This window comes from Paenibacillus sp. Negev47 (genome assembly GCF_058313655.1).
Window position 1 is genome coordinate 5,482,463 of the sequence record NZ_CM177754.1, and the last position, 12,274, is coordinate 5,494,736.

A 12,274-nucleotide genomic window follows, 5' to 3' on the forward strand; every position below is an offset into this window, starting at 1 on the left:
ACATGGACGAAATTTAGACGATGGTATGGAACATGTGGGAAAAGCAGAACAAAAAGTAGCCCGTCAGGCCAGACACCTGACAGGCTATTTTTCCGAATGTTACAGTTCGGTTACGGTCACACCCGCCGCCTTGTAATAATCCTCATTCAAGTTGCTCAGTATATTGGCCTTCAGCAAAATGCCGACGCCGGCAAATAGACCGATCCCGTTCGTATTGCCTTCAATTCGGTTATTCTCAATCTGAACGTTCTCGGGGTCACCTTGGCCGACATTGCCCGCTCCGGCATCGCCGTTGTCGTGATCAAGCCGCACGGCCCAGTAACCGCTGGCAGTATTATTGCGGATCACATTGCCACGAATCACCGTGCCAGGTCCGTTCAGCACCTTAATTCCTGCCGCATCCGCGATTGTCGTTGTGTTCTCTATGAGATTATCCTCAATTAATGTATCTGGCGTACCCATGATCACCGAAATCCCGGTTTGGCTGTTCATGATGATATTGTCATGGATATAGTTTCCTTTGCCAGACTTGCTGTGGTTGCTGGGTGCTGAACCTCCTGTATTGCCGAGTCCAATCCCAGCACCTGCAAGTACATCCGTAATCACATTGCCTGAGATTTCATTGAAATATTCCAGTTCGCCATGGAGATCGATGGCATCCAGCTTTGTTCCGTTAAATGTATTGCCACGTAGCACGTTGTTGTGGGCCACAAACTGGATCAGCGCCCCGTGCCTGAGATAAGGACCCTCAAATGTGCTATCCTCCACCACGTTCCATAACGTATCGTTGTCAAAACCGAGCCGGTCCGTTTTGGCCGTCCCCTGAATGGAAATACCATAGCCTGAACCTCCAGGCCCCAGGTCGGTCGCGTTGCGGAACGTTGTATGCTTCACAACGACATCCCGGCTATGTTCAATACGGATAGCCATCCGTTTAAACTTTTCCACAATCACTCCATCAATTGTAATCTCATAGGATGGGGCCTCGCCGTAGTTGGCGATGTGGATCATGCTATCCGGTCCCCCGGCGGAGGGATTATTGGATTTGTGATCGGTTGTGTAACTGCCTGACCAGGATGAAGTAACCGTCATATTGGACACCAGAATGCTATGCTGAGCCGAGGCTTTCAGGACAGCGCTGCCCTTAACCTGATCCAGCGATGTCTTGAGTACGGTTCCTTCGCTGCTCTCTCCTCTAAGGTTTACCCCTGACTTAAGCATCAAGTTAGTGGTCTCATCCGGCCCGGATAACAAATTGTACACACCGTCGGGCAAAAACACTTCATCTCCTTCACTTGCCCCATTGATGGCGGCCTGTATAGCGGGTCGGTCATCGTTTGCATTGTCAGCCGGATCTGCCCCGTAATCCCGTACATCAATCACACGTCCGGTTACGGCATGTGGAGAATGGACCGCATGCGGCGTTCCATCTGCCTCGGTCAGGCCGGGAGCGATAAATGGCACCGTACCCTCCGGCGCTTGCGGCTCGACGTAGGGAATCAGGGCAACAGGGGTTCCGCCTCCTGCAAAGGGTGCATACAGATGGACATCGGTCAAACTTGTATAGATACTGGAATCCGAATTGCCGTGCCCGGTGATCCGGACATGACGTGCAGAAGTATCCAGGATATCAAACGCCTGCATATCTGTGGTATCCCCACTGCTTTCCCCGCTGAACACCTGTGTCCACAGCTCACCGTCAACAGATGTTTCCACCTCAAAGAAGGTCTGCCTCACATCCCCTTTGTAAAAGCCGATGCCAACATATCCGACTTGTTGTTCCTCACCCAGATCAAAGGCGATCCATTGCCCATCTCCGGCAGCTGACCAGCGTGTATAGCTGTTATTGTCGATTGTATTGGTCGCCAGATTGCCGTCGCTGCCGCTGGCCGAGACCGAAACAACCGACAGCGGCGATACGGGACTTGCAAGCGTGGTAAGATCGGTCCTTAACTCACTGCTCACGTTGCCTGCCTTGTCAATCGCCTTTACTTGAAACGTATAGGGCGTTCCGGCTGCAAGTCCGCTGTCCCGGAACGACAGCTTCTCCTGTTCGGCCAGCAACGTGCCATTCCGGTATATCCGGTATGCTTCTACAGCCGTATCGTCGCTTGCAGCATGCCATTTCAGATCCGCAAAATCGGTTCCCCAATTGCGTACCTCCAGCTCGGCTCCCGGCTCCCATTCCGGCGCCTTCGTATCGCTGCCAGCTTCAGTTAAAGCAATGACAGATAACTGTGGACGAGGATTGCTCGTTCCATTAGCTTCCTTGGTATACACGTTTACAGAGACACCTGTACCCGCGGCGTCTCCGAGCAGAAATGCCACCTGCGCGGAATCCGGACGACTCTTCACATAATCGGTCACATCGACTTCATAGACCGCCGGACTACCGCTGCGATCCGCCGTCACCTGGAATGTGCCTAGAAGCGCACTCTCGCTGAGGGTCGTGACGGGGGCATTTGACCAGGTTAACGATGATTCGTTCCAGTCGGTTGCATCCAAACCGTACAGGGACAGTTCCGTGTCTGTATTCGACGTGCCTTTTTTGGCGGCAATTTGCAGTCGGTATCGATCTCCTTCACTCTCATTTCCGGTCATATCGAACTTGAAATACACATATTTCTTGGTGGACGACGTGGAGGAAATGCTGAGCAATCCGGTGCTGGAGCCCGTGGCCTGATTGAAATTAAGATCCGGCTTGCCACTGTCTATTGCTGCATCATCACTTGGCAGCTTGCTGGCTATCACTTTCTCAATCATCGGTGGATCTTCTTCATCTTCTTCCTCGCCAGGTGTAGTGTCTTCCCGATCTCTTTTGAATATAATTGGCTCGGTTACGACCCGGTTCTTCACATGCTCATCAAGAAACGCCCACGCCTCTGCATTGGCAATCTCGGAAGCTGTTCCCGTAAATCCGTGTCCCTGACCGGGTACGATTTTCAGATCCACAACCGGTACACCCGCGGATTGAAGCTGGCTCGCCAATGTAACGCTGTCCGTATAGGGAATGGTGGCGTCGGCATCGCCATGCCGAATCCAGATCGGCGGATCATCTGGTGAAGCGTACGTGCCCGGCATCGCAAGTCTGGCCTGTTCCGGTACATCCAATGCTCTATTTCCGCCAAGCAGGGCAGTAACAGAGCTATAGTTATTGGCAAATGCAGTCGTAAAATCGGCTGGACCATACCAGTCGGCTACCGCCTGCACCTTGTCGGAATACTCAGGCCATCCACCGGAGCCTTCAAGATCAGGTACTTGTACGGTTGCTCCTGTATCCAGCTCCACGGTGTCGTCGGCAACCATGTCCCCTGTTGTTCCGAGCAAAGCAGCCAAATGGCCGCCTGCGGACGACCCCCAAACTCCGATACGGCTCGGGTCCAGATTGTACTGGGCCGCATTCGCCCGCAAATATCGGATGGCGAGCTTCACATCCTGAATCTGCGCAGGAAACGGCGCTTCAGGTGTCAGTCGGTAGTCCAGAGATACGCCGATGTAACCACGTTTGAGCACATAATTGCAGATTGAGCCAAGCGCCTGCTTCCGATCCCCGTGGTTCCAGCCACCACCATGGATGTAGACCATGACTGGCATCGGTTCAGACGCGGGCGTCTCGGGAACGGCAATGGATGAATACATCGCCCGTCCGCCGGCCATGCCAATCTCCACATCCTCATATAAGGTCACCCCCTGTGGAGGCGTAAATTCAATGTTCTCCTCTGCAGGTGGCACAGGAGATGGAGGCGGGGTTATTCCGGGAATCGCCTGACCGAAAATGGCGACATTGTCGATATACATGTTGGCCTGCATGGCATCTCCCGTCCGAAAACGAATTTTAACGGTGCTGTTATTGTTCGCTTCCGAACCCAACAACCAGCTTTTAAGCGTATTGCCTTCCTTGTTTTTCAGATCCGGGGTGCCTGGAGGAAGTTCGAAGGTCTCCAGCGTCGTCCAGGAAGTCCCACCGTCCTTGGACCATTCCATAATGATACTTCCGCTTATATAGGAAGAGGCACGGGTGTAATAGCTCAGCCGGATGTTTCCGTATCCCGTCAGGTCAAGCGGCAGCGCAAGTGCATCCGTTCCATCAATCTTGATCATATTGGGCAGCGATGGTGCGGTTGTCGAGGAAGACGTTTTGGCCTTGCTTCCTCCTTCTCCTTCCTGTATCCATGGAGCCTTCAGCGCAATTCCGCCAGTAGAGCCAAAATTGTCCGGGTCATCGAAGTTTTCCGCGTAAATTTCAAGTTCAGGGCCATCTGGTTCTGCAATATTCCCTACCTGTAGTGCGTTTAAGTTAGAATGAGGAACGGCGTCTTTCATGGCCCGGGCTTCCTGCACCGGAACGGCGGTACTGCTAATGAGTATAAGAGACATGGCAACAAGTACAACCCGCTTCTTCCACGTTTTGAACAAGACCTTCACCTGTATCCCCTCCATATTCACCTGACTCACTTAAACTGTTTCCCGGACACCCCTTGAATCTAGCGTCGGGGTGCGGAGACACCTTCGCCATTTTTGAATTTCTGCGTAGCTTCCTCAATTGCACGATCGCCACCTTTGGCTTTCCATTCCTCAACCACCTTAGGCCAGTCGGAAATCGGCTCTTTACCGTAAACCATCTTGATCATGTGCGTGAGCAGTACCTGGGGAGGTGTATCCGAATTGGGCGCAATATCGGGATTCTGTACAAAGGCTTCCAGACGCGGGTCAAAGGTGATGCCATCCCGGCCCTCTTTGGCCAAAATGGTGTCGTAAATGTTCATCAGCTTCCTGCCTTCCTCCGTCAGCGATAACGAGCCTTTGTTGTACGTTGTGTCCTGTACGAGCCACAAGAATGACTGGCGGTAACGCTCCTCGTCCACACCAGCGGAGTCCGTCGGGGCGGTGTACGCAATCTCGCCATTATCCTCCGTGTAGGTCTCCCCTTCCGTGCCGTACGTGAAAAATTTCTCCGCTTCATCTGATACCATCCAGTTAAAGAAACGGATGATTGAAGCCGGATCAGCCGCATCCTTATTAATAAAGTAGGCACGTGTCACCGGACCATACAGGTAATAACCACCCTTGCCGTCTGGACCGACGGGCGAAGGGATAATCTCGATTTCTGCATCCGGAACCGACGCTTTAATCTGCTTCTCCCACTGGATCAGTTCGTTTGCGTTCATGGACCACATGCCCGCCTTGCCGGAAAGAATCGTATTTTTGAATACCGTTGAATTGATGGTCGCGAACTCTTTGTTGATCAGCCCTTCGTCGTACATCGTCTTGTATACAGTCAGCGCTTGCTGCATATTCTCGTTATCCATGAATTTGGGTACAATCTGATCGCCCTGCTGCTCCATCATGGACAGGAACTGCTGCACGTCATAGGCTCCGAAGAACGTATCTGCATATTTGAAATCTTCGCGCCCCATATAGGGATTCTCCACCCCAAGTTTCTTGAAGGCGCGGAGAACCTCCAGTGTTTCCTCTACCGTTGTGGGCACCGGCAATCCGGTTTTCTCCAGCAAATCCTTGCGAATCCAGGTGGCCCGGCGGGATGGATTGGATAAATATTCAGGGATGGCGTAAATTTGGCCGTCATGGGTCACTTGATCCCAGGCTTCCTTCGGCACGGTCTTGAGCAAGTCTGGCCCATACTGCTTCAGCAGATCATCCAGCGGCTGGAATACACCAGCTTCGACCGAGCCGGCCATCTCCTTGCCGTTGACGCCACCATCGCCCTGTACAACATCAGGAATATCATTGGTGGCAAACATCTGGACCATTTTCTGCTCATATTCCTTATGAGGCACCAGGACGATTTTCAGATCGGTATTGGTCAGATCCTCCAGCTTTTTCACCCATTTATCCTGGTTGATGTCCGGCGACTTCTCCACATACGTATACGCCAGCGTACGTAGTGACATGGAGAATTTCGTTTTGCCGTCTCCCCCACCCTCACCAGATGCCGCTCCGCTCCCCTTGTTGCATCCCGTCATGACGGCTGCCGCCAGCAATAGCGCCATACCTGAGACCATCCACTTTTTCATGCTACCCCTCTTTTCATCCTGATTTAGATTTAGGTACCACTCATTGGTGAAGCGCTTTCAAATAGATGTTAAAACATCCCCACCGCCTGCAACAATGGGGATGTTTTAGATGAGATTGCGTTTTCTTTAGGTAGAGTACTAGTATGCTTTGGATACCTCAATCTTCTTCGTCACACCGTTGTCGGTAAAGTAGAGATGGATGCCATGATCCTGGTCATCAATGAAATAGGGCACATACTTCGGCTCCTCGCTCCGGTACGGCACAAGTAGCGTTACAATCCTGTGGCTTGAGGCAGGCCTTGTTTCCGCGCTCAGATGATAGTGCCTCGCCAGACCTTCGTACTCTACCGGGTCCACGCCTGCGAATTGATCCGTCTGGCTGAGCGACAGCTCGCCGGAGGAAGCGTAGACAAACGTACCCTCCAGCCCCGCCTTGCTTCCGTTTACACGGAAACTCTGTCCTTTCAGCTGTAACGGGTGCAATGCATGGAACAACCACTGAATGCTGTCCGGCTTTTCCAGGTCAATGTGATCCACAATGACAACGTATGACGATTGCAGAAAATGGATTTCTCGCACAACCCGCTGTACATGCGGTACAGTGCTGGCGTAGGCATCGGTCGCTACCGCACGTACATAACCATCGCCGTCCCGCCAATAGGCTTCTTCGATCTGCCCGGTTGCGGCCATGTTCAGCACCTTGTTGTTCTCGGCATACTGCCCTGCTCCGCCGATCAGCACATTGTTTTTGGAGCGTGTCTGCCTTCTCCATTCCCGGTGGAAAGAGCTGCCGTGGGCGATATAATAGCCGGTATCGGCCGCAAGCGGCTCGCCGAACGCATGCAGTGTGAAGCTGTTTTGATCCGCATGGCTATGGCTGATGGAACCATAACGGCTCGACTTGAGCAGCAGCATAATATGCTCTTTTGGATCATCCATCCGGTGATGCATGGCCACCCATCCCACATCCCGGAACCACTTGAGCGGTTCGATACCTTCAGGGGGCTCTTCCTCCACCTGCGGATAATCGTGGCGGTATACCAGATCGTCAAAACGAAAGTCCCACCAGCCGTAGTTATAGAAAGCGCCCTCGGTCCCTGGGTCGTTGCGCCGCACATTTTCAAAGTACCACTGGTACCAACCGTTGCCCGTCACACCGGCGAGCTGGCGGACAAGATAACCGGTTTTCAAGTTTACCGGATCGCCCAGGGTAGACTGATCACCGAAGCTGGCTCGCCGTGCATCAGGTGGGTACACATAGAGCGGAAAATCCCCGGTACGCTGGAAGAACGGACGACGGAAGAAGTCGATACCCGCATAGTTTCGCAACAAATTCATCGCCTCGGTCACATACGCCATGCCTGTCGTCCAGTACATTGGGCCCTCCGCCCAGCCGCCATCACTGCCTCCCCACGGAGAGTATAGACAGGCGTAATAGTCGACGGCATAATCCAGCCATTGCGCTGCTTGCTGTTCCTCATGCAACAAGGCAATACAGCAAGGTACTAGCACGGAGGACAATGAACGCACCGCATGGCTGTCGTAGGGCACATGATGGATCTTGGAGCGGACCATAACGTGCTGTGCCACCTGCTCCGTCCGGCGAAGCAAACTGCGTCTTACCACATCTCGCTCCTCGCTGTTCAACTCGTCATACAGCCAGTCGTAGCCCCAAGCCAGCCCGGCAGCAACCCGAAAGGCTGCCTCGTCGTTATAATCGCGGGATGTCGTTCCCTCTGTATCCCAACCCGCGACATGCAGCAGCCAGCTCTTCCCGGCTTCAAGCAGCCGCTCGTCACCAAGCACTCGTCCGGCGATACTGAGATGCCGAATCGCATATAATACTTCCTGACAGTCCATATACATTTGCCGCCATAACACAGCGACACGTTGGTTATCCGGATAAGGCAGCGGTTCGCTGATCAGTTCGCGGGCTGCCCACGGTTCCACGGAATTCGACATAAATGCATCCCAGCCGCAATACGTGGAGTCGGACGCCACACCTTCCGCAAGTGCCTTTAGCCCAGTCTCTCCAAGCCACAGCCGGGGATGGGTTGTATCTGTGGATGCGTAACGCTGCGACCGTGACGGTAATGGCGTCTCCGGCAAGCCAGCAGGCACCGTGAATCGTCGTACTTCACTCCATGCCGACTTTTCCCTCGGCTTGCCCTCCAAGGCATCAGCTTCAACTTCCGTTCCTTCCTGCACCGGATGCTCCAAAAGCAAGGCATAACGCCAGTAATAGTCCCCCTTTTCAAATACCCGGTCCGGCGTGAAAAAGTTATAGGGGAGTGGCGCAAACGTCATCGTCTCTTCTTCCTGAAAAGAAGGCCCTGCCGACACTTGCAGCATATAAGCATTCTCATCCTCCTGCTGTGCCGCCATCCATGTAAATCTCGGCGGATTCTCTTGCAGAACGGAGTGTTCGTCAGGTGCATAGTCAACATGGAACGGCCCGCTCATCGGTTGGTATAACGGTCTTTCTGCGGGCATCCGCTTAACTTTCATTGTATCGTCCCCTTCCTTTTCGCAAGTGGTGTGGCATCAACGCATATACATTCCGCCATTGATTTCAATCGTTTCTCCGGTTATAAAAGCGCCCAGCTCGGAGCAGAGATACAGCGCCGCCCCCGCCACATCATCCGGATTCCCTTCCCGTCCGAGGGGGATGCTACTTACGGCAGAAGATCGTCCTTCTTCCGAGGTAAACGTAGCATGGAACGCCGTCTGGCCGATGAAGCCCGGCGACAGGGCATTGACCGTAACACCGGCAGGAGCCAGTTCCTTGGCCAGGCCTTTGGTTAACGCAATGATTGCCGCTTTGGAGGCAGCATATATCGCCGCACCCGGACCGCCTCCATTATGAGCCGCTACCGAAGTCAAATTGATAATTCGGCCGCTTCCGCCCGCTTTCATGCCTGGAATGACCGCTTTAGAGACAAATACGGCGCTCTTCAGATTGACATCCATAATACGGCTGTAAAGCTCCTCGCTCATTCTTTCAATCGGGCTTCGCTCCACCAGATGACCTGCATTATTGACCAACAGCTCGATCGGTCCGCCGAAGCGGGAAGTGATATCCCCAATCATCGTTTCAATGGCGGCCGTATCCGTCACATCTGCCCGGAACGCCGCTGCTTCACCCCCGGAAGCACGGATCGCTGCCACGACCTCCTCGGCCCGCTCCATATTATGCAGGCCATTCACGGCCACCTTGGCCCCGCAGCGAGCCAATCCCCCAGCAATGGCAGCGCCAATGCCTCCACTTGAGCCCGTCACCAGCGCAATTTTGTTCTGCAAATTGATATTCATCTTCTATATTCCTCCCTTTAATCGTGTTAGATCCGCTTGCTGTGCTGATCTGCCGGAAGCGCCATCGTAATGGTGGTTCCCATGCCTTCCTCACTCTCAATCATCAAGCCATACGTTTCTCCAAACACAAGCTGAATCCGGCGATGGACATTCATGAGTCCAATACCCCCGCGATGATAGACAAAATCCTGATCCCCGCCTGCAAGGCGATTCAGTTCAAGACGGCGGCGCAGCTTCTCCAGCCGTCCCTCGTTCATGCCCATGCCATTATCCTGTACAATGACAAGAAAACGATCTTGAATCCGCCTTGCATCGATGCGGATGAAGTGGCCGGGCTCCATGCCCTGCGGAAACGCATGTTGGATCACATTTTCTACAAGCGGCTGTAGTGTCAGTCGAACCATTTTTTCAAGCAGCAGATCCGGCGCAATAATCACCTCAACCTCGAGTTCCCGACCCATGCGATGTTTCATGATCGAAAGGTAGGCCAGCACATGTTTCAGCTCATTGGCCACCGTAATTTCTTCCAGATTCGTCTGAATGGAATAACGGAGCATATGCGCCATGGATTCCACCATCTGCGTAATTTCTTCCGAATCCTGTACGACTGCGTAACATTTGATCGTCTCCAGTGTGTTATAGAGAAAATGCGGATTGATCTGCAATTGAAGTGCCTGAAATTCCGCACGGTGCCGTTCCAGCGCCTCCTGCTGAAGCTCGATCTCCGACTTCTGGCGGCGCAGTTCTGACTCGTATACACTCTCAATCATGTCCGACAAGCGGCTGACCATCAGATTATAACTGCGGATCAGCACACCAATTTCATCGCGCCTTTCCTTCATCTCCACCTTGTTCCAGATTCCCTTCTCGGTCTGTCTCATCCCGTTCATCAGCACCCGAATCGGCTCCACTTGAGATGCTCCAATCCGGTAGGCCACGATAAGTGCAGCGAGCAAAGTTCCGGCGCCAACCCATAGCGTAGCCGAGCGGATCGTCGCAATCGGCCGTTGTAACTCCGACAGCGGCACGGAAGCGACAAAGCGCCAGTCCGAATACTCAGAAAGCTCAGAAATGAACAGCCGCTTGGTGCCATCTATATTCAGCTCCAGTGATCCCGCATCCGTATGCATAAGCCTGCTTACGATGCTGGACGGCATGGCTGCCTGTGCCTCTTCCTGTCCGGGTGTGTAGATTACAGTTCCGTTCTGGTCCATCACATACTGATAGCCGCCCTGACCCAGGTCGAGTTCTCCCCAGATGTTGTCAAGTTCAAGCACATTAACCTCCATCGCCAGTACTCCGCTTGGCGTATAGGAGGACAATCCCCTGATCCGGCGGGCGATCGTAATCACATTTGCACTCTGTCCACCGCGAATACTGCGGGTAAGCAGCACCGATTCACCGTTTGCAGGCGTTGCGGACAGCAGTTCCTTATATTGTAGCGGCGCGTCGATATCCGGTATGCCGGCAGAATTTTGGCTGTCATCTACAACAACACGCCCATTTTCCCCGATAATATACAGGAACTTAATCTGCGGATATAACATAAAAACGGGCGGGAACACGTTCTTTTTAATCTGACGGCTGTACTCGTAATAGGCATAACTATCCTCCGGATTCATGTCGAGGAAATGCTTGACGCTTCCGTTCGAGAGAATGGAGTAGGTTGCCCGATCGTAATTTTGCAAATACAGATCTGTCTGGTACGCGGTGTTGCGCATCGTCTGGGCAATATTGTCCGCAAGCTGCTCATTCATCTCCGTAGAGGCGTAGGTATAGGTAAACAATCCAATGGCTGACAACGACAGTGTAATCACCACAGCAAAATGAAAGAACAGGCGGATCGCCAGGCTGCGCTTCATTATTCAATGCCCAACCGATTGCGGTACTCGGACGGCGTCAGTCCGGTGATTTTCTTGAACGTCTTCGTAAAATGGGGATGATCCGCATACCCCACCTCGTAGGAGATATCCGTAATCCGGTTTCCCGGCTGTTCCAGCATTCGCTTGGCCAGTTCCATTTTGCTGCGTATCCGGTATTGAATAAAGGTCTGACCTGTCGTCTGCTTGAACAGTTGGCTGAAATAGGACGGGTTAAGCCCCAGTTTGGCAGCGATCTCGTCCAGTGACACTTCGCGGCGCAAATGCTCCTCCAGATATGCTTTTGCTTCTTCTACCGGATGCTTCCGCTTGCCGCTGCGCCGCTCCTTGATCCTATTCATCAACAAGTCGACGGCACTGACCAGGGCATCGAAACACCTCTCAGGGGAAGCGCTTACAAGTGTGTCGTGAGACAGATTCACCATTCCGCTGCCACGTGCATTCATTCGGACCACAATCAGTTCCAGCAATTCCTGAAAAAGCTCTGCGGTCTGCTCAGGCATCAGGGAAAACGCCGGATACCTTCTTAACCATGCTTCCATCAGTTCCGCCACATCAGACTGTCTTAGCTCCCATATGGCATCTTCCAGACGCATCGCCCAATCATTCAGCTCCCTCACGGGAACAAGCGATACGGTAGGTTTGTCATCCTCCGATGCCCTCAATTTAAGAAGAAGCTCATGAAGCTCCTGTCGCCCTACAGGCTTCAACAGATAACGCTTTACACCATAATCCATACAGGCTCTTGCGTATTCAAAGTCTGAATAACCCGAGACAACAATAATGCGGATTGCACTGCCTTGCTCCGATAAGCGTCGGCACAATTCGATGCCGTCCATCGTGGGCATGCGAATATCCGTAAACAGGATGTGCGGCTGAAATGCCTCCACCACCTGAAGGGCCTCTTCCCCATGTGTAGCCTGCCGGATCTCACAGTCAAACAGTCCCGCTTGCTCGATCATTTTCGCCAGACCCATCCGAATCATCGGCTCATCATCCGTAATCAAGATTCTGAACATCGCCATCCCCCGTTTCCGCCAGATCTGT

The 12,274-nt window shown here is 53.0% G+C and carries 6 protein-coding genes; all 6 read right to left on the reverse strand.

From position 1 onward, the window contains the following. Positions 1 to 99: 99 nt before the first annotated feature. Positions 100 to 4,455, reverse strand: a complete 4,356-nt coding sequence (locus AC4G47_RS24780) for an alpha/beta hydrolase fold domain-containing protein (protein WP_491103218.1) — start codon at positions 4,453 to 4,455, stop codon at positions 100 to 102. A gap of 29 nt (positions 4,456 to 4,484) precedes the next feature. After that, complete coding sequence (locus tag AC4G47_RS24785; protein ID WP_491103219.1) at positions 4,485 to 6,035, reverse strand: extracellular solute-binding protein; 1,551 nt, start codon at positions 6,033 to 6,035, stop codon at positions 4,485 to 4,487. 138 nt (positions 6,036 to 6,173) lie between these two features. Further along, positions 6,174 to 8,543 (reverse strand): DUF4962 domain-containing protein, encoded by a 2,370-nt coding sequence (locus tag AC4G47_RS24790; protein ID WP_491103220.1) that lies wholly within the window; start codon positions 8,541 to 8,543, stop codon positions 6,174 to 6,176. 36 nt (positions 8,544 to 8,579) lie between these two features. Next, positions 8,580 to 9,347: a glucose 1-dehydrogenase gene (locus AC4G47_RS24795; RefSeq protein WP_491103221.1), complete on the reverse strand. Its 768-nt coding sequence runs from the start codon at positions 9,345 to 9,347 to the stop codon at positions 8,580 to 8,582. A gap of 26 nt (positions 9,348 to 9,373) precedes the next feature. Beyond that, complete coding sequence (locus AC4G47_RS24800; protein WP_491103223.1) at positions 9,374 to 11,209, reverse strand: cache domain-containing sensor histidine kinase; 1,836 nt, start codon at positions 11,207 to 11,209, stop codon at positions 9,374 to 9,376. After that, positions 11,209 to 12,246 carry a response regulator transcription factor gene (locus AC4G47_RS24805; protein WP_491103225.1) on the reverse strand — a complete coding sequence of 346 codons (1,038 nt, stop codon included), beginning with the start codon at positions 12,244 to 12,246 and terminating at the stop codon, positions 11,209 to 11,211. The genes AC4G47_RS24800 and AC4G47_RS24805 overlap by 1 nt, the downstream gene beginning before the upstream one ends. Positions 12,247 to 12,274: the final 28 nt, after the last annotated feature.

What these genes read in the sequence shown, in the direction of transcription:
- AC4G47_RS24805 (WP_491103225.1), bottom strand. Translation starts at nt 12,246, where the DNA reads ATGTTCAGAATCTTGATTACGGATGATGAGCCGATGATTCGGATGGGT.
- AC4G47_RS24800 (WP_491103223.1), bottom strand. Translation starts at nt 11,209, where the DNA reads ATGAAGCGCAGCCTGGCGATCCGCCTGTTCTTTCATTTTGCTGTGGTG.
- AC4G47_RS24785 (WP_491103219.1), bottom strand. Translation starts at nt 6,035, where the DNA reads ATGAAAAAGTGGATGGTCTCAGGTATGGCGCTATTGCTGGCGGCAGCC.
- AC4G47_RS24795 (WP_491103221.1), bottom strand. Translation starts at nt 9,347, where the DNA reads ATGAATATCAATTTGCAGAACAAAATTGCGCTGGTGACGGGCTCAAGT.
- AC4G47_RS24790 (WP_491103220.1), bottom strand. Translation starts at nt 8,543, where the DNA reads ATGAAAGTTAAGCGGATGCCCGCAGAAAGACCGTTATACCAACCGATG.